The following is an 18,458-nucleotide window of genomic DNA, read 5'->3' as shown; positions in this document are numbered from 1 at the left end:
TGCGACGCTCGTGCGACGTGTGCCGGACGTGTGCCGTCCGGCTGCCGGAGGGCGCCGGAGGTCACCCCGGGGATACCGATTGGCAAAGCACCCCCCTGCTTGCGCTAATGTATGTGTCGCAGCGAACGCGCGCCGCCCGGCATCCGCCAGGCAGGTAGGGTTCGGTGCACACGCAGCAATCCCCTGTAGCTCAATTGGCAGAGCAGCCGGCTGTTAACCGGCAGGTTACTGGTTCGAGTCCAGTCGGGGGAGCGCGATCCCCTGTAGCTCAATTGGCAGAGCATTCGGCTGTTAACCGGAGGGTTACTGGTTCGAGTCCAGTCGGGGGAGCGGAACGGAAGAGGGCCCCACGGGGTCCTCTTTCGCATGCCCGTCGCCGTTCGGCGCCGTGATGCGTGGGGGGTGCATGTGACTCTTTCGGGGTCTGTTTCGCCCCTTCCGGAACCGGGCAGCCGTCGGTGCGGTCCTCATGGTCAGGTGAAGCCGACCATCCGGAGCGAGAGATCGTATGACCGGCTATGCTGCGGCAGACGGCGCGCACACTTGTACGCGCCACGCCGAAAAGGGGCGGTAGCTCAGCCGGTTAGAGCAGCGGACTCATAATCCGTCGGCCGTGGGTTCGAGTCCCACCCGCCCCACCGAAGTTCCCCAGGCAGAATCGTTCTGACCTGGTGAAACATAAGGGCCCCCATCTCGATGGGGGCCTTTTGCGTCGGCCGGGGCCGTGGGGACGGCCGGTGTCCGGCGGCCCGGCGGACCCGAAGGGGACGGGCCGCGAATCCCTGTGCGAGCCCCCTGGACGCCAGTACCCTGCTGCTTGTCGCGAACCTGCCATGGAGGCGTGCATGGGGGAGCCCCTCTTCGGAGTGCTGGGGCCGCTTCGGGTGGGGACCGGGGGTGCCGCCGTCCCCGTCGGCGGCCTCAAGCCCCGGGCGGTTCTGGCCACCCTTCTGCTGCAGCCCGGGGGCTTCGTCTCGCTCGACGTCCTGACCGAGGTCCTGTGGCCCGGCGGTGCGCCCCGGTCGGCGGTGGCCAATGTCCGCACCTACGTGCGCACGCTGCGGAGCGCCCTGGCGGCGGCGGGGGTTGCCACCGGCGGGCTGAGCACCCGGCCCTCGGGCTATTCGCTCGACGTCCCGCCCGAGGACGTCGACACGCTGCTCTTCGAACGGCGCCTCGGGCGGGCCAGGGCGGCCCGCGACCGGGGCGAGGATGCCGCGGCCCTGCGCGGCTACGAAGCGGCCCTCGGCCTCTGGCGCGGCGGCGTCCTGCAGGACCTCCCCGCCAGCGTGGTGTGGGACCCGGCGGTCGTCAGGCTGGAGGAGACGCGCTCGGCCGCGGTCGGAGAATGTCTCGAAGTGCGGTTGCGCCTCGGGGACCACGCGCCCCTGGTCGCGGAGTTGAGGTCCCGGCTCGTCGAGAACCCGCTGCGCGAGGACCTGTGGCAGATGCTCGTGCGCACGCTGCACCGCACGGGCCGTACCCCCGAGGCCCGGTCCGCGTACGCCGAGGCCGAGCGGGTGCTCGCCCATGAGCTCGGCATCGAGCCGAGCGCGCCGCTGCGGGCCATGGGGGAGGAGCTGAACGGGTACGGGCACTTCGGCAGGAGCCGCCCGGCGGAGCCCGCGCCGGTGTGCCAACTGCCGATGGACATACCCGACTTCACCGGCCGCGCCGAGCAGATCGGGTCACTGGAGCGGCTGTTGTCGGGATCCGGTCGGCAGCCGGTCGTCGCGGTCCTCTCGGGGCCGCCGGGTTCGGGCAAGTCCGCGCTGGCGGTGCACGTCGCGCACCGGGTGCGCGGGGCCTTCCCGGACGGCCAGCTCTTCGTCGACCTGGGCGGCATGAGCGACCGGCCGCGCGAGCCGGGCGACGTGCTCGCCGAACTGCTGCGCGCCCTGGGGGCCCTGGACAGCACGATGCCGGCCGAACCGGGCGAGCGGGCCGCGCTGTTCCGCTCCCGGCTGGCGCAGCGCCGGTTCCTGATCGTCCTCGACGACGCCGCCGACGGCGCGCAGGTGCGCCCCCTGCTGCCCGGCACCGGCGGCTCCGCCGTCCTCGTCTCCTCGCGCCGCCGGATGCCGGACCTGCCGGCGCACCACTGCCCCCTCGGCATGATGGGGCCAAAGGAGGCCCGCGAACTGTTCGGCGGCATCGTCGGGGCGGACCGGCTGCACGCCGAGGAGGCGGACGCCGAACGGGTGCTCGCCGGCTGCGGCTTCCTGCCGCTGGCCGTCCGGATCGCCGGCTCCCGGCTGGCGAACCGGCCGGGCTGGACCGTCGGCACCCTGGCCGACTCCCTGGACGACGAGCGCGGACGCCTCGACCAGCTCCGGACCGGGGAGATGGAGGTACGGGCGAGCGCCGAGCCGAGCTACCGGCACCTGCCCGAGTCCGCGGCGGCGGTCTTCCGGGCCTTCGGCGAACTGGGCGACGAACCGGTGGCGGGCTGGCTCGTCGCCCAGGCGGTGGGCCGCGCCGACGGCGTCGTCGGGGAGCTGGAGACGCTGCTCGACGAGCATCTGATCGAGGCGGCCGGAACCGACGGCCTGGGGCTTCAGCGGTACCGCATGCACGACCTGCTCCGCTGCTACGCCCGGGAACTGTCCGAGGCGGACGGCTCCGGCGGGGGCCGCCGGAGCCGGATCCGGGTGGTCGACGGCCTCATCGCCCTGGCCCGGTTCGCGAACTCGGCGATGCCCACCCGTTTCCTGGGCGTGCTCGGCGAACCCGGGACGCCGACCGGTCCGGCGGCCGCCCTGGCACCGGTGGTGCGCGCCCTGCCCGTTGAATGGTTCGAGACCGAACGCCGCACGCTGGTCGGGGCCGTGGAGTCCGCGCTGCGGCTCGGCCGGGTCACCCGGGCCGCCGACCTGGCGATCGAGCTGGCGGGCTTCTTCGACATGCGCTTCCACCACGACGACTGGCTGCGGACCCACCGGCTGGTGCTGGAGGCGATGCCCGACCCGTCCGACGCGCGGGCCGCCGCGCTGCTGCGCAACCTCGGCCAGCTCCACCTGTACCGGGACCGGTACGTCGACGCGCTGATCTCCTTCGGCCGGGCGCGCACGATCTTCGCCGGGCTCGGGCACCTGTCCGGCGAGGCGGTCGCGGCAGTGGGCATCGGGTCGGCGTACCGGTTCCTGGGCAAGGCGGATGCCGCCCTGGCGGCGTTCACCGACGCACTGCACCGCTTCGGCAAGGCGGGCGACCGGCACGGCGAGGCGGTCACCTGCAACGCGATCGCCTCGGTGTGGCTGCAACGACGGGACCCCGCCGCCGCGGCGCCCTGGCTCGACGGCGCGCTGGAGCTGTCCCGCGAGATCGGCGACCGGCACCGGGAGGCACAGGTGCGCCGCAGGGTCGCGGTGCTGCACGAGCAGCGGGGCGAACCGCACCGCGCGCACGCCGAGTTGGGGCGGGCGCTGGGCATCCTGGACGAGCTCGCCGACCTGCACTGCGCGGCGTTCGTGCAACAGGCCATCGGGGAGCTGTTCCTGCGGCAGGGCGACGCGGGAGCGGCCTCGGCGCCGCTGGTCGACGCGCTCGCCGTGCAGCAGCGGCTCGGTGACCGGGCCGCCGCCGCACGCGTCGCCGGCCTCCTCGGCGAACTGCACCACGCGGCGGGCCGGAGGCACACCGCGCTGCGCTACTTCCACCGCTCACTGTCGACGTGGCGCCGGCTCGGAGCACGCGACCAGGCGGAACTGGTGCGCGCGAGGCTGCGGTCGTTGGGCTGACGGGGCGTCGGTCCCTCAGCCGCACCCGTTGGCACTGACCTGGTACCGCTTCAGATGGTCGGACCAGGTGACGCCCTGGACGACCGCGACGACGACCCGGCCGTCGTGGATCTGCTCGTAGTGCAGGTGCGGGGAGAGGTCGTAGAGCGCGGACGACGCGCCTACCTGTCCGATGACGCGGCCCCGGCCCACGTGGTCGCCGCGCCGGACGTCACGGGTCCTCAGATGCGAGTACCGGGTCTGCCAGCCGTTCCCGTGGGCGATCACGACGGTGTTCCCGTAGCCGGTGCCGGTGGAGTAGTACGAGGCCACGACCTCGCCGCCCGCGCTGGCGAGCACCCGGCGGCCGAAGTCGTTCGGGCTGCCGCCGGCGTCGTAGTGGTTCCAGTCGATCGAGTGCGCCGGGCTGTGCCCGTCCCAGTTGCTGCCGAGCCACTTCTGGCCGCAGCGGAACGGCATTTTGAAGACGGGTCGGCTCGCGCCCGCCGTGACGTCCGACGAACCGGCCCGCGACGCGGCCGCGGCGTCGGGAGCCAGTACCGCGAGGGTGGCCGTGGCGCCGATGGCGGCCAGAAGCCGGCGTGCGTGTCTCCGCATGTTCCCTCTCCTTGTCCTCGGTGACCGAGCGATTCAAGGAGGTGGGCATACAAAGCGGATACAACCGCGGCGTCCGGTGGACGGCGCCGTGCCGTCCGGAGAGGTGCTCGGAGAGTCATCGACAGGTAACTCTCCGGTGGAATGTGACGATTCACGGCTTTTAATGCTGATTGTGGCTTGTACGACTTGTTGGTCGTAGGGGGTGGACGTAGTGTCGGAAGTGCCGCTGCAGAAGCAAGGAGTGGCACAGCATCCTCCGAAGGAGGCGAAGATGAACGTACGCAGCATCTTCGACCACAGGGACAGGGGCCGCGGTCGAGGCGGACGTGGATACGGACGCGGATACGGTCGCGGACGTGGACGCGGATTCCGTGACTACGGCTACGACGACTACGGCTACGGCTACGGCCGTCGTGGACGTGGGTGGGGTTGCTGACCCCCCATCCCTGACGCCAAACCCAGCCCGAGGCAGGCTCGCGCGCATCGCGCGGGTCCGCCTCGCGGTTTTGGGGCCCGTACCCGCGGGAGGACCGCGGCCCCGACGCCCGGGGCGTGAGTCCATGCCCCCCGGTACTTCTGTGACCCCAGTACTTCTGTGACATGACAGTACTTCTGTGACATGACGCCCACGACCTCTGTGACGTGACGCCCATGCGCCTTCGCGGTTCGTTCCAGCGTTCAGCCCGTACCGAAGAGCCGCCCCGGGACTCGGTGACGGACATTCCGATCCGTACCGACCCCATCGGCATCGTGGCGGCGTTCCGGCGCTTCTGGCCGTTGACCAGAGGGGACCGGCGCTGGCTGATCGTGGTCTTCCTGTGCGCCATCCTGGCCGCCCTCGCCGAGACCGTCACGGTCCTGCTCTTCGCCGAACTCACCGACACCGCCCTGCAACGGGGCGACGTCAGTGCCTTCTGGAAACCCGCGGGCCAGTGGCTCGCCGTCGCGGTCGCCGGTGCCGTGGTGGGGTATCTGGGCAGCTCGCTCGCGGTCTGGACCGCCGAGCGCTTCGTGCTGCGGCTGCGGGCCCGCGTCTTCGGCCACATCCAGACGCTGCCGCCGCACTTCTTCCAGCGCAATCGCCGCGGTGACCTGGTGGAACGGCTGACCGGCGACGTGGAGGCCATCGAGGCGCTGGTGGTCTCCGGCATCGTCGGCGCGGCCTCGGCGCTGTTCGGCACCATTTTCTACGCCGGCGCCGCCCTGATGCTGCGCTGGGACCTGGCCCTCGCCACCTTCGTCATGGTTCCGCTGCTCCTGATCGTCACCGGCCGGTTCGCCGGGCCCCTGCGCGCGGTGTCCCGGCGCGGCCGGGCGGCGGACGGCGCCATCACGGCGGTGGTCGAGGAGACGCTGGTCAACGTCGTCATGACCCAGGCGTACAACAGGCAGCAGGACGAGGAGAACCGGCTCGCGGACAAGGCGGGGGTACGGCTGCGGACCGCGGTGAAGGCCGTCCGCCTCACCGAGTTCTACGAGCAGTTCGTCGAGGTCCTCGAAACGATCTGCGTCCTGACCATCATCGGCCTGGGGGCGTGGGAGATCTCCGCGGGCCGGATGACCCTCGGCGAACTCCTCGCCTTCGCCGCCTTCATCGGCTACCTCTACCCGCCGATCCGCTCGCTGGGACAGCTCGGCCTGACCGCCACCGCGGCGACCGCGGGGGCCGAACGACTGCTGGAGATCCTCGACTCCCGGACCTCCGTCACCGACCCGGCCTCCTCCGTGCCCGAGCCGCCCCGGAGCCGGGCGCTCGGCGAGGTGGAGGCGTCCCACGTCTTCTTCCGCTACCCCAACGGCACCGAACCGGTGCTCCGGGACCTCTCGTTCACCGCGAGTCCCGGGGAACTCGTGGTCATCACCGGGCCCAGCGGTGCGGGCAAGTCGACCCTGGCGGCGCTGCTGCTGAGGTTCTACGACCCAGACTCCGGCAGCATCCGGCTGGACGGAGTGTCGGCGGACCGGCTGCCGCTGACCCACCTCCGCCGGAACATCACGCTGCTGCCCCAGGACACGCTCGTGCTGCACGACACCATCGAGGAGAACATCGGCTGCGGGCGCCCGGGCGCGAGCCACCACGACGTCGTGGAGGCCGCCCGGGCGGCCGACGCCGACGCGTTCATCCGCGCCCTGCCGAAGGGATATGACACAGTCATATCCACCGGCACCCCCCGGTTGTCCGGCGGCCAGTTGCAGCGCATCGCCATCGCCCGCGCCATGCTGCGCGACGCCCCCGTGCTCCTGCTCGACGAGCCCACCACCGGGCTGGACCGGCTGGCCGCACGACGCATTCTCACCCCGCTGCGACGACTGGCCCGGGGCCGCACCACCATCGTGATCACCCACGACCTGGCCCTCGCCGCGGACGCCGACCGCGTCCTGGTCCTGGACGAGGGGCGGCTGGTGGAGTCCGGCACGCACGCCCAGCTCCTCGGCAACAGCGGCCTGTACGCCACGCTCTTCGAACGCCGCACCCATCAGCACGACGGGGCCGAGCACCGGTCCGCCGAACCGTCAGGAGTCCACTGGAGCTGAGTACCGCACCCCCGAACGGGCCGCCCGCCGCGGGACGGTGACGGGCCGGGCGGTCCCCCGCGGCACGCGCGGTGGCCGGAAACCGGCGGCGGGTGCGCACGGCCGGAAACGGGCCGCGCCCGGCGGCGGCCGGGACACCGCCCGTTACCATCCGCTGTGACCGAAACGACCGAAGGACCCGCCCGTCGCACCCGAATATTCGCCGATCTGACCCCGCTGAGGACCTCTCCCGACTACCGGCGTCTCTGGTTCGGGAACACGGTCTCCTGGATCGGCCAGGGGATGACGTCGCTCGCCGTTTCGCTCCAGGTCTACGACATCACCGGATCGGCCTTCTCGGTCGGGCTCATCGGTTTCTGCTCGTTCCTGCCGCTCGTCGTCTTCGGACTGTACGGCGGCGCCGTCGCCGACACCCTCGACCGGCGCAAGCTGGGGCTGGTCAGCGCGTCGGGCTCGTTCGCGCTCTCCGTCGTCCTGCTCGCCGCCGCCGTCGCCGGGGTGGAACAGGTGGGGCTGCTGTACGCGGTCGTGGCCCTCCAGGCGGCCTGCTTCGCGGTCAACGCACCGGCCCGCAGCTCGATGATCGCCCGGCTGCTGCCGGCCGAGCAGCTGCCCGCGGCGAACGCCCTCAACTCCATGACCAGCACCACCGGCATGCTGGCCGGGCCGATGCTCGGCGGACTCGTCGTCGGCTGGTGGGGCTACCGGGCCGCGTACACCGTCGACGTCATCACCTTCACCGCCTCGCTGTACGCGATGTGGCGACTGCCCGTGATGCTCCCGCAGCGCGAGGAGGGCTCGGGGGACAAGCGGGCGTCCGTCGCGGACGGGCTGCGCTTCCTGGGGACCAGGCCCAATCTGCGGATGACCTTCTTCACCGACCTGTGCGCCATGGTGCTGGCCCACCCCCGGGCGCTGTTCCCCGTCGTCGCCGTCCTCTGGTACGGGGGCGACGCGAAGACCACCGGGCTGCTGGTCGCCGCCCCCGCGCTGGGCGCGCTGCTCGGCGGGGTGTTCTCCGGATGGCTGGGCCGCGTCCGGCGCCACGGCCTCGCGGTGCTGCTGGCCGTGGCCGGCTGGGGCGCGGCCGTCGCGGTCTTCGGGCTGACCCGTCAGCTCTGGCTCGGGCTGATCTTCCTGGCGCTCGCCGGGTGCGCGGACAACACGTCGATGGTCTTCCGCAACACCATGCTCCAGACGGCCGTGCCGGACGAGATGCGGGGACGGCTCCAGGGCGTGTTCATCGTCGTCGTGGCGGGCGGGCCCAGGCTCGGCGACTTCCTGGCCGGATCGGTCTCCGACCTGGCCTCGCCCGGCCTGGCGGTGACCGGGGGCGGGATCGCCTGCGTCGTCGCCGTGACCCTGCTGGGGCTGCGGTGGCGCGGGTTCGCACGGTACGACGCGCAGAACCCGCAGCCATGACGCCGCCGGACGGGAAGGGCGACGCCCCGCCCGTGACTCACCCCCGCGACGAGCCCCCGTCCCCGTCCCCGCTGCCGTCCGGAGCCGGACCCACCACCGAGCGGGCGAAGCCCAGTTCCACCAGGTCCTGGGGGCGCAGCCGCAGCTGGTCCGCCGTGGCCCGCACCTCCTTTGGCGGGCGCTTCAGGATCGCCGCCGCCAGTTCCGGGGCGATGACCGAGAAGTAGCTGTCCCGGGTGACATGGGTGTTCCCCGGGGAGGCCAGCGCCAGCGCGCCGCCCGAACCGCCCTCGCCGATCACCAGGGTGGTGACGGGCACCCGCGCCCCGGCCATGGCCGCGAACGCGTCGGCGATGGCGGCGCCCGCCCCGGCCCGCTCCGCCGCCGCGTCGTTCGCCGCGCCCGGGGTGTCGATCAGGGTGAGCACGGGCACCCCGAGCCGGTCCGCCAGCCGGATCACCCGGGCCGCCGTGCGGTAACCGGCCGGGAGGGTCGCGGTGCCGCACTGGGCGACGTACGCGACCGAGCGGCCGTCGCGCCGCCCGAAACCGCACAGCAGCCCCGGGTCCGTACCCCCGCAGCGGTCGCCGCGCAGCGGGAGCCGGTGCTCGAAGTACGCGTCCAGATACGCCTCGGCGCGCGGCCGGGACGCGGCACGCGCCTGCCGGACCGCGTCCCATCCGGTCGCCGGGAGACCGGTGGCGGACAGGGCGTCCGGCACCGGGGCGGGCCGGGGCGAGGACTCCGGGGCGAACGCCCGCAGCCAGCCGGCCACCGTACCCGGCAGCTCCCCGGACGGGACGACCGCGTCGATCTGGCCCGAGGCCAGCTGCCCCTCCGCGGTGTACGCGTGGGGGTCCGCGTCGGCGGGCCGCACCCGGGAACCGGCGAACCCGACCTGGGCGCCCGGCAGCGCCAGGATCACGTCGGCGCCCGCGCCCAGCGTGGCCCAGCCGCCGCCGGTCGTCGGATCGCGCAGGACCGCGAGCTGCGCGGGGCCCGCCGCCCGCAGCCGGGCCGAGGCCCCGGCCACCCGCTGGAGCTGGGTCAGCGCGACCATGCCCTCCTGCATCCGGCTGCCGCCCGTCGCGATGAGCGAGACGAGCGGCAGCGACCGGGTCCGGGCGGCCTCGTACGCGGCCACCAGCCGGTCCCCGGTGCGCTGCCCCAGCGAGCCGCCCAGGAAGCCGAACTCGAACGAGACCAGGACGCAGCGCTGCCCGCCGACGGTGGCGAGGCCGTGCACGACGGACTCCGCCTCGCCGGTACGGGCGGCGGCGCGGGCCCGGGAGTCCGCGTACCCGCCCCAGGACAGCGGCCCGTCCCCGGTGCTGTCGGTGCCGTCGCCGGTGAGCTCCTCGAACTCCGTGGTGAGCGCCGCGATCGCCGCTCTCGCCGTCAGCCGCTCAGGCATGGAGCGACCTCTTCATGATCTTGCCGAGGTCGTTGCGGGGCAGCGCCTCCAGGTAGCGGACCGCGCGGGGGCGCTTGTGCGGGGACAGCTGGGCGGCCACGTGGTCGGCCAGCTCCTCGCCGGACGGGGGATCGGCCGGGTCGACCGGCACCACCCAGGCGACGATCCGCTCGCCCAGGTCCGGGTCCGGCTCGCCGGTGACGGCGGCCTCGCGGACCCGGGGGTGGTCCAGCAGAGCGTTCTCGATCTCGCCGGCGCCGATCTTGTAGCCGCCGCTCTTGATCAGGTCGGTGGCCTTGCGGCCGACGATCCGCACGTAGCCGTCGGGGTCGCGGGTGGCCATGTCGCCGGTGCGGAACCAGCCGTCCGCGGTGAGCGCGGCGGCCGTGGCGTCGGGGCGGTTCAGGTAGCCGATGAAGAGGTTCGGGCCGCGCACCTGGATCTCGCCGATGGCGCCGGGGTCGGCGAGGACGGTGCCGTCCTCCTCGACCAGCCGGAGTTCGACGCCGCGCAGGGGCGCGCCGACCGTGCCGGGGCGCGGCTCGCCGTCGGCCCGCACGCCGGTGTTCATCAGGGTCTCCGTCATGCCGTACCGCTCGATGACCCGGCGGCCCGTCGCCGCCGCGATCCGCTCGTGGTCGTGGACCGGCAGCGCGGCCGAGCCGGACACCAGCAGCCGGGCCCCGGCCAGCGCCTTCGCCAGCCCGTCCGCGCCCGGTGCCGCGCCGTCGAGGGCCTCGGCGAGCCGGTGGTACATCGTCGGCACGCCGAAGAGCATGGTGCCGCCGCACGACAGCTCCCGGGCCACCCCCTCGGTGCTGAACCGGCCCAGGTGCCGCACCGAGCCGCCCCGGCGCAGCGGCCCGAGCACGCCCAGGATCAGGCCGTGCACGTGGAACAGCGGCAGGGCGTGGACCAGCACGTCGTCCCCGGTCCACCGCCAGGCGTCCTCCAGCGCGTCGAGCGACGCGGCGATCGCGCGGCGCGGCAGCACCGCGCCCTTGGGCGGGCCCGTGGTGCCGGAGGTGTAGACGATCAGCGCGGGGGACTCGGGGGAGGGCTCGGGGAACTCGGCGCGCGGGCCCTCCCCGGCCGTGTCGACGTCGATGCGGTCCAGCGCTTCGAGCACCGGCGGGAGCGTGTCGTCCGCCCCGGCCAGCACCACGGACGGGGCGCTGTCGGCCACGATGTGGGCGAGTTCGCGGGTGCCCGTCCTCGGGTTCAGCGGCACCGCCGGCACCCCGGCCCGCAGCGCGGCCACGACGGCGACCACCGTGGCGGGGGTGGGCGTGGCCCATACGGCGACCCGTCCGGCACCCGCGAGACGCCCGGCGAGTGCGGTGGACGCGGCGGCCAACCGGTCGTAGGTCATGGCGTGTTCGCCGAATCGGACGGCTTCCCGGGTCGAACCGTCGGACGGCACAGACAGAAGAGGAGTCACCCACCGCACCCTAGCGAGGTGGCGGGCCCCACCACCCGCCGTACGTTCCGTGACGCCGCGCACACGTCCCGGCCGGAGCGCGTGCGCGGGCGCGCGGAACGGCCCGCGGACGCCCGGGGCCGCGGACGCCCAGGACCATGGACGCCCAGGGCCGCGGACGTCCATGGCCATGAGGGCGCGTGCGTGCCCCGCATGCTCCGGGCGGGCCTCACTCCCGCCGGACGTTCCGCATCCGGCCGTACGCGTACACGCAGCCCGCGAGCGCCAGGTCCGACAGCAGCATGAAGCCGATCGAGTACGAGTCCTTCGCGCTGTAGATCGCCCCCATCACCAGCGGCGGCACGAAACCGCCCAGGCCGCCCATCGCCCCGACGATCCCGGTCACGCTGCCCACCTGCGCCTGCGGCGTCACCTGGGAGACCAGGGCGAAGATGCTGCCGCTCGACGTGCCCAGGCCCGCCGCCATGCAGAGCAGCGCGATCGTGCCGCCCGGGGCCAGCGGCGGGTCGAACGCCTGGACGATCGCCATCAGGGCCGCCAGGCCGAGCGCCACCGCCGTGACCAGGGCCGGGTGGACGCGGTCCGACAGCCAGCCGCCGATCGGCCGGAAGACGACCGTGACCAGGGCGAACCCGGCGGCCTTCGTGCCGGCGTCGGTGGGCGACAGGTCGTACCAGGTCTTCAGGTACGTGGGGAGGTAGACGCCGAACGCGACGATTCCGCCGAAGCCGATCGCGTACAGCGCGGACAGCTCCCAGGTGACCCGCAGCCGCCCCGCGCCGGCCAGCCGGCGGCCGAGGGACTCCTTCGGCACCACCCGGTCGGGCCGGTCGGCGACCAGTACCGCGGCCAGTGCCGCGTAGACCACGAGCGCCGCCGCGACCACCAGGAACGGCAGGTTGTCGCCGTGCTCGGCGATCCGCGGGGTGAAGTACCCGGACAGGGCCACGCCGCCCATGCCCATCCCGAACACCCCGAGCGCGAGGCCCCGCTTGGCCGGGGGGAACCAGGAGTTGACCAGCGGGATGCCGATCGCGAACGTGGTGCCGCCCAGGCCCAGCAGGAAGCCCACGGCGAGCATCGCGCCGTACGAGTCCCTCGCCGGGATCAGCAGCAGCACGGGCACGACGGTGAGCGCCGAGACCAGCGGGAACATCAGCCGGGCGCCGTACTTGTCGGTGAGCGCGCCGACCGGCACCCGGCCCACCGAACCGACCAGCACCGGCACCGCGACCAGCAGCGACTGCTCGAACGAGGACAGGGCGAGCCGCTCCTTGAAGTCCCCGGCCAGGGGAGCGATCAGATTCCAGGCCCAGAAGGTCAGCCCGAATCCGATCGTGGCCATCACGAGGTTGCGGTAGGCGGCCGCGGACGGTGCGTCGACCGGGGCGGAAGCCTGCTTGACAGCGGTATCCACCCCCTCAGTCAAGGGCGTGGGGCGATCGCGGGCCCGTCGGAATGGGCCATGCGTGGCAACGCCGCCGGGGCCGGGACGCCGGTCCCCGGGCGTCCCGGCCGCGGCCCGCACCGTCGCGAACCGGACAAAGCTGAGACAATCGCAGTATGGACCGGCTGGACAGAGAGATCCTCGGCATCCTCCAGGAGGATGCCCGGATCTCGTACCGCGACCTGGGCGTGCGGGTCGGGCTCAGCGCCAACGCCGCGGCCGACCGGGTGCGGCGGTTGCGCCGGGACGGCGTCATCCGGGGCTTCACCGTGATCATCGACCCGGCCGCCGACACCCGCACCGGCCTCGTCGTCTTCATCGACGTGACGCTGCGGATCGACACGACCAACGAGACGTTCGAGCGGGCGGTGCTCGCCCTGCCCGGCATCACCGAGGTGGTCCATGTGACCGGCGGCCACGACTACCTCGTACGGGCCACCGTCGCCGACACCGCGGCCCTGGACGGGCTGCTGCGCAGGCTCAAGCGTGAGGCCGGCGTCGCGCACTCCAACACCCGGGTCGCGCTCAGGGCGGCGCCCGCGCGATGAGGGGCCGCGCGACGTGACGTGACGGGGGGCCGCGTGCCGGGGAGCCGTGCGACGAGGGACCGGGCGGGAGGCGGTCAGAGCGGTTCCTGCCAGGTGAAGGTCGCCGGGCGCGAGCCGTCCTCCTCGCGGCCGTCGTCGGCGACCGTCAGCCGGACCGCGGTCCGCCCGTCCGGGAGGGCGGCCGTCGCGTCCACCTCCACCTCGATCGCCGACACCCCGGCCCGCCGGTCCGCGGCGGCGAGGGCGCCCCGCAGCGCGGTGAGCAGCCGGCCGGCCGCGGGATCCCGGACCAGGGCGTCGACCGCCCCGGTGAAGTGCACCGACGGCTGGAAGCCGAGCACGACGGAGGCGCCACCGGTTTCCCGCAGCACCCGGCCGCGAAAGGTGGTGGGCGCCTCGGCGGGCGGCTGCTGGAGGGCGAAGATCGTCGTCCGCACCTCCTGGATGGTGGAGTCCAGCTCGTCGACCGCCCTGCCGAGCAGCTCGTCCGTCTCCGGGGCGACGGCCCTGCGACGGGTCGACTCCAGCATCATCTCGGTCGCGAACAGCCGCTGCACCACGAGGTCGTGCAGATCGCGGGCGATCCGGTCCCGGTCCTCGTACACCGCCAGCTGCTCCCGGTCGTGCTGGGCGGCCGCCAGCACCAGCGCGAGTGCGGCCTGCGAGGCGAACTGCGAGGCCAGCAACCGGTCCACGGCCGTGTACGGGCGGGCGCCGCGCCGCCGGGGCAGGGCGAGGGTGCCGATCAGCCGGCCGCCGCTGCGCAGCGGCAGCATCATGCTGGGTCCGAACCGTGTCCGCACATGCGTCGTCATCCGGGGATCGGTGGCCGAGTCCTCGACGAACACCGGCTCCCCGCCCAGCAGTTGGACCAGCACGTCGGAGCCGGGCTCGATGGTCGTGCCGACGAGGCCGGCCGGGTCGTCGAGGGTGGACGCGGTGACGATCTCCATGCCGCCCTCCGCGTTCGGCTGGAGGATGACCCCGGCGGACGCGTCGGCCAGCACCCGGGCGCCCTCGGCGACGGTCGTCAGCGCGTCGGCCGGGTTCCCGCCGCTCAGCAGCGCGGTGGTGACGGCGGCGGCCCCCTCGATCCAGCGCTCCCGCTGCCGGGCCGCCTCGTACAGCCGGGCGTTGGCGATCGCGATCCCGGCCTGCGAGGCCAGCGCCTTCAGCACCGCCGCGTCCGCGTCGGTGAAGACGCCGACGCGCTTGTTGGTGAGGTAGAGGTTGCCGAAGACCTGGCCGCGCACCCGGATCGGCGCCCCGAGGAAGGACCGCGCCGGTGGATGGCCGGGCGGCAGCCCGCAGGAGCGCGGGTCGGCGCCCAGGTCGTCGGAGCGCACCGGCTCCGACGCGCCGACGAGGATGCCGAGCATCCCCGAGTGCCCGTCCGGGAAGTCGCCGATACGCCGCCGCTCGGCCTCGTCGAGACCCGAGGTGAACAACTCGCCGATGGCGCCGCGCTCCTGGTCGAGCACGCCGAGCGCGCCCTGCCGGGCCCCGGTCAGGGCGGTCGTGGTGTCCACGATCTGCTGGAGGGTGGCCCGCAGCCCGAGGTCGGTACCGATGCTGAGCACCGCCTCCAGGAACATCGGCAGCCCGGACGCCGCGGGCGGGGGTTTTGTCTCGTCGGGCATGTGCCGCGCCCCCCTCGTGCTCAGCAGGCGAGCGGGTCGAGGACCATCGGCTCGATCCGGCCGTCCAGCATGGCGCCGAGCCCCAGCACCGCGCAGACGTCCGGCCGTTCCGCGATGTGCACCGGCATGCCCGTCGCGTCCCGCAGCATCTGGTCGAGACCGGGCAGCAGGGCGCTGCCGCCGACCATCATGATCCCGCAGTCCACGAGGTCGGCCACCAGGTCGGGCGGACAGTCGCGCAGGATCTTGCCGAGCCCGTCCAGGACGCCGGTGAGCGGGGCGTGGATGGCCTGGCGCACGGCCGCCGTCTCGACCCGCACCGAGCGGGCCAGGCCCGTCGCCACGTCCCGGCCGTGGATCTCGGTCGTGGCGGGCCCCCGCGAGGTCAGGCCGCTGCCGCTGAGCGCCAGTTGCAGCGGGCGCACGGACTGGCTCGGCAGCATCAGCGCGTGGTGCTGGCGCAGGTGCTGGATCACCGCGTGGTCGATGGCGTCGCCGCCGACCGGGATGCGTACCGCGCTCACGATCGAACCGAGCGAGAGCACCGCGATCTGGGTGGTCGCCGCCCCGCACACCATGATCATGGTCGCGGTCGGCTGTTCCACCGGCAGCCCGCAGCCGACGGCCGCCGCGATCAGGGTGTCGATCAGCTCGACCCGCCGGGCGCCGAGCCCGACCAGGGTCTCCACGGAGGCCCGCTGGGCGAGCGGATCGCTGTCGTGCGGGGTGCAGGCGGCGGCCCGCAGCCAGGGCTTGCGGCGCAGCTGGCGGCGGAGCTTCTCGCCGAGCAGATGGCGGAGCATGCGCTGGGCCATCTCGATGTCGACGACGGTTCCGCCGGAGACCGGGCGGGCCACCCGGATGTAGTCGGGGGTGCGGCCCGTCATCTGTTCGGCGAGCGCGCCGACCGCGATGAGCGACCCGGTGCGCGTGTTCACCGCGGCGACGCTCGGCTCGTCCACGACGAGACCGAGCCCCTTGACGTACACGCGGGTCCGGGCGGCCCCGAGGTCGACGGCGACATGGCAACGGCGCAACTGCTCAAGACTGACGGTCACGGCAGGTTCTCCCGGGAGCGCGGACGGGTGGGCACCGGCCGGGCTGCGACCGGTTCTCTCTCGCATGGTGCGCCCTGGGCCGCCGCGGCGCGCGCTGGGAGGCGCCGGAGGAGGGTACGGAGCTGACGCCCCGACAGAAGGCGTGCGGAACGGTGGGGCGCGGCGCGGGGCGGCGGTACGCCCCGGACCCGGGATTCCCCGGCCGGCCCGCGCCCCGTCCCCGCCCCGGGCGATACGCCCCCGTCCCCGCCCGGCTGTCGTCCGTCGGAGGGACCGACCGCCCCGGCCGGCGAAGGGTCCGTCAGCCGCGGGAGGGGCCCGGCTGCTCCGGCAGGAGATCCGGGCCGCCCAGCATCCGCCGCAGCAGGTCCCGCAGCAGCGCGCGGTCCCCGTCCGACAGCCGGGCCAGCGGCTCCCGTGCGAAGGTGAGCGACTCGCGCAGCTCCCGCGCGATACGTGCGCCCTGCTCCGTCGGGGCGGCCAGCTTCACCCGCCGGTCGGTGGGGTCGGGCCTGCGCTCCACCAGGCCGCGGACCTCCAGCCGGTCGACGATGCCCGTGACGTTCGACGGCTCGCACTTCAGCTTCTGGGCGATCCGGCGCATGGGCATCGGCTCCAGCACGAGCAGCCCGAGCACGCGCGCCTGCGCGCCGGTGAGCGAGTGGGCCGCGGCGGCCTCGTCGTACTCCTCGTAGTAGCGCGCCACGACGGTACCGATGAGCTCGACGACTTCGAGGGTCAGAGGGTCTGTCCGGTGGGTGGGCATGACACCCAGGATAGCCGGTTGCTTGACAAGATGAAATATTCAGGAGCATGGTTGTTTCATGTCCTGAAGTATTTCGTCCGCCGGACCGGTGACGGGCCGGGGCGGGCCGGGCCCGCACGGACCCGGCCCCGGAGGGCCCGGCCCCGCGGACGGAGCTTCTCCCGCTCCGTGAGTCATGAGCCATTGAGGAGAACCGAGTCATGTCCGCAGCACTTCCCACGTCCGGCCGCGAATGGCACCTCGTCGCCCGCCCCCACGGCTGGCCGGAGGCCGAGGACTTCGCGCTGCGTGAGGTCCCGGTCACCGCCCCCGGCGAGGGCCGCGTCCTGGTCCGCAACCGGTACTTCTCGGTCGACCCGTACATGCGCGGCCGGATGAACGACGTGAAGTCGTACGTCCCGCCCTTCAAGCTCGACCGCCCCATGGACGGCGGCGCGGTCGGCGAGGTCATCGCCTCGAACGCGGAGGGCATCGAGGTCGGCGACCACGTCCTGCACGGCCTCGGCTGGCGCGAGTACGCCGACGTCCCGGCCGGGCACGCCGTGAAGGTCGACCCGTCCGTCGCCCCGCTCCCCGCCTACCTCGGTGTGCTCGGCATGACCGGGCTCACCGCCTACGCGGGCCTCTTCGACGTCGCCTCCTTCAAGGAGGGCGACGCCGTCTTCGTCTCCGGCGCGGCCGGCGCGGTCGGCAGCCAGGTCGGCCAGATGGCCAGGCTCAAGGGCGCCTCCCGGGTCATCGGCTCGGCCGGATCCGACGAGAAGGTCAAGCTCCTCGTGGAGGAGTACGGCTTCGACGCCGCCTTCAACTACAAGAACGGCCCCGTGGTCGAGCAACTGCGCGAGGCCGCCCCCGACGGCATCGACGTCTACTTCGACAACGTCGGCGGCGAGCACCTCGAAGCGGCGATCTCCGTCCTCAACACGCACGGCCGCGTCACCGTCTGCGGCATGATCGCCCAGTACAACGCCACCGAGCCGACGCCCGGCCCGCGCAACCTCGCCCTCGTCATCGGCAAGCGGCTGCGCATCCAGGGCATGCTCGTCAGCGACCACTCCGACCTCCAGCCGCGGTTCGTGCAGGAGGTCGCGGGCTGGCTGGCCTCGGGCGAGCTGAAGTACCGCGAGACCACCGTCGAGGGCATCGAGAACGGCTTCGACGCCTTCCTCGGTCTGCTCCGCGGCGAGAACACCGGAAAGATGATCGTCTCCCTCGCCTGACGGCCGCTCCGGCACACCCGTTACTCTCATCGGCAGGCCGTCGCGATCGTGGGCGCGAGTCGCGGCGCACAGCAGGAGGAATCCTCAGCATGACCATTCAGGACATCAACGTCCTCTACACCGCCGTCGCCACCGCCGAGAACGGCCGTGACGGCCGCGTCTCGTCCGACGACGGCAACCTCGACGTCGTCGTCAACCCGCCCAGGGCCATGGGCGGCAGCGGCGCGGGCACCAACCCGGAGCAGCTCTTCGCGGCGGGCTACAGCGCCTGCTTCCAGGGCGCGCTGGGCGTCGTGGCCCGTCAGGAGAAGGCGGACATCTCCGGCTCCACGGTGACCGCCGCGGTCGGCATCGGCAAGACCGCCGAGGGCGGCTTCGGCCTGGAGGTCGCGATCACCGCGACCATCCCGAACGTCGACGCCGACACCGCGCGGGCGCTCGTCGAGAAGGCCCACCAGGTGTGCCCGTACTCGAACGCCACGCGCGGCAACATCAAGGTCGAGCTGTCGGTCGCCTGATCCGTCCGCCCGCTCGGGCCGGGGCCGCATCCCGCAGGGGGTGCGGCCCCGGCCGTTTTCCGGAAGTCCCGGGCCGTCCGGTCCCGGCTTCCTGTTCGAAGGCCCCGCCGGT

13 protein-coding genes and 3 tRNA genes are annotated in these 18,458 nt (G+C 73.5%); 9 read left to right on the top strand and 7 right to left on the bottom strand.

Annotated features, from left to right (window positions below; translation table 11 throughout):
• Positions 1 to 179 precede the first annotated feature (179 nt).
• The 4 genes from ABZZ04_RS07925 (at position 180) to ABZZ04_RS07910 (ending at position 3,740) form a co-directional block, all read left to right on the top strand.
• Positions 180 to 252: transfer RNA gene (locus ABZZ04_RS07925), tRNA-Asn, on the top strand.
• A gap of 5 nt (positions 253 to 257) precedes the next feature.
• Positions 258 to 330, top strand: a tRNA-Asn gene (locus ABZZ04_RS07920).
• Between the two features lie 234 nt (positions 331 to 564).
• Positions 565 to 638, top strand: a tRNA-Ile gene (locus ABZZ04_RS07915).
• Between the two features lie 207 nt (positions 639 to 845).
• Positions 846 to 3,740, top strand: a complete 2,895-nt coding sequence (locus tag ABZZ04_RS07910) for a BTAD domain-containing putative transcriptional regulator (protein ID WP_356931330.1) — start codon at positions 846 to 848, stop codon at positions 3,738 to 3,740.
• A gap of 15 nt (positions 3,741 to 3,755) precedes the next feature.
• Here ABZZ04_RS07910 and ABZZ04_RS07905 read toward each other — a convergent pair whose 3' ends face one another.
• Positions 3,756 to 4,337, bottom strand: coding sequence for a M23 family metallopeptidase (locus tag ABZZ04_RS07905; protein ID WP_356931329.1), 582 nt, complete (start codon positions 4,335 to 4,337; stop codon positions 3,756 to 3,758).
• Between the two features lie 711 nt (positions 4,338 to 5,048).
• Here ABZZ04_RS07905 and ABZZ04_RS07900 point away from each other — a divergent pair.
• Together ABZZ04_RS07900 and ABZZ04_RS07895 are read left to right on the top strand one after the other, a co-directional pair.
• A complete protein-coding gene (locus ABZZ04_RS07900) occupies positions 5,049 to 6,872 on the top strand; it encodes an ABC transporter ATP-binding protein (RefSeq protein WP_356931328.1) in 1,824 nt (607 codons plus the stop codon).
• Positions 6,873 to 7,028: 156 nt separating this feature from the next.
• Positions 7,029 to 8,294 (top strand): MFS transporter, encoded by a 1,266-nt coding sequence (locus ABZZ04_RS07895; RefSeq protein ID WP_356931327.1) that lies wholly within the window; start codon positions 7,029 to 7,031, stop codon positions 8,292 to 8,294.
• Between the two features lie 37 nt (positions 8,295 to 8,331).
• Here the strand turns inward: ABZZ04_RS07895 and ABZZ04_RS07890 are convergent, their stop codons facing one another.
• The 3 genes from ABZZ04_RS07890 to ABZZ04_RS07880 all read right to left on the bottom strand — a co-directional run bounded on the left by ABZZ04_RS07890 (position 8,332) and on the right by ABZZ04_RS07880 (position 12,566).
• The gene (locus ABZZ04_RS07890) at positions 8,332 to 9,708 is read right to left on the bottom strand and encodes a carboxyl transferase domain-containing protein (protein ID WP_356931326.1); all 1,377 of its coding nucleotides are present in this window, start codon (positions 9,706 to 9,708) and stop codon (positions 8,332 to 8,334) included.
• On the bottom strand, positions 9,701 to 11,149 hold the full coding sequence (locus ABZZ04_RS07885; protein ID WP_356931325.1) for an acyl-CoA synthetase: 1,449 nt from the start codon (positions 11,147 to 11,149) through the stop codon (positions 9,701 to 9,703). Before ABZZ04_RS07885 ends, ABZZ04_RS07890 begins: the two co-directional genes overlap by 8 nt.
• 208 nt (positions 11,150 to 11,357) lie before the next feature.
• Positions 11,358 to 12,566 carry an MFS transporter gene (locus ABZZ04_RS07880; RefSeq protein WP_356931324.1) on the bottom strand — a complete coding sequence of 403 codons (1,209 nt, stop codon included), beginning with the start codon at positions 12,564 to 12,566 and terminating at the stop codon, positions 11,358 to 11,360.
• A gap of 146 nt (positions 12,567 to 12,712) precedes the next feature.
• On the opposite strand from ABZZ04_RS07880, the gene ABZZ04_RS07875 reads away from it, so the two are divergent.
• Positions 12,713 to 13,144 (top strand): Lrp/AsnC family transcriptional regulator, encoded by a 432-nt coding sequence (locus ABZZ04_RS07875; protein WP_073787381.1) that lies wholly within the window; start codon positions 12,713 to 12,715, stop codon positions 13,142 to 13,144.
• Between the two features lie 74 nt (positions 13,145 to 13,218).
• Here the strand turns inward: ABZZ04_RS07875 and ABZZ04_RS07870 are convergent, their stop codons facing one another.
• The 3 genes from ABZZ04_RS07870 to ABZZ04_RS07860 form a co-directional block, all read right to left on the bottom strand.
• Entirely contained in the window at positions 13,219 to 14,784 is a 1,566-nt protein-coding gene (locus ABZZ04_RS07870; protein ID WP_356931323.1) for a GAF domain-containing protein, read from the bottom strand.
• Between the two features lie 20 nt (positions 14,785 to 14,804).
• Positions 14,805 to 15,842 (bottom strand): rod shape-determining protein, encoded by a 1,038-nt coding sequence (locus tag ABZZ04_RS07865; RefSeq protein WP_356931322.1) that lies wholly within the window; start codon positions 15,840 to 15,842, stop codon positions 14,805 to 14,807.
• A 301-nt stretch (positions 15,843 to 16,143) separates the two neighbouring features.
• The gene (locus ABZZ04_RS07860) at positions 16,144 to 16,608 is read right to left on the bottom strand and encodes a MarR family transcriptional regulator (protein ID WP_356931321.1); all 465 of its coding nucleotides are present in this window, start codon (positions 16,606 to 16,608) and stop codon (positions 16,144 to 16,146) included.
• A gap of 200 nt (positions 16,609 to 16,808) precedes the next feature.
• Between ABZZ04_RS07860 and ABZZ04_RS07855 the strand changes: the two genes are divergently transcribed.
• Positions 16,809 to 17,828, top strand: coding sequence for an NADP-dependent oxidoreductase (locus ABZZ04_RS07855; protein ID WP_356931320.1), 1,020 nt, complete (start codon positions 16,809 to 16,811; stop codon positions 17,826 to 17,828).
• 89 nt (positions 17,829 to 17,917) lie between these two features.
• Positions 17,918 to 18,346 carry an organic hydroperoxide resistance protein gene (locus ABZZ04_RS07850; RefSeq protein WP_356931319.1) on the top strand — a complete coding sequence of 143 codons (429 nt, stop codon included), beginning with the start codon at positions 17,918 to 17,920 and terminating at the stop codon, positions 18,344 to 18,346.
• Positions 18,347 to 18,458: the final 112 nt, after the last annotated feature.

The sequence above is a fragment of the Streptomyces sp. NPDC006435 genome (assembly GCF_040612315.1).
Lineage (GTDB): Bacteria > Actinomycetota > Actinomycetes > Streptomycetales > Streptomycetaceae > Streptomyces.
Note: the sequence above shows the minus strand (reverse complement) of the source record. Positions and strands in the feature narration are given on the sequence as shown.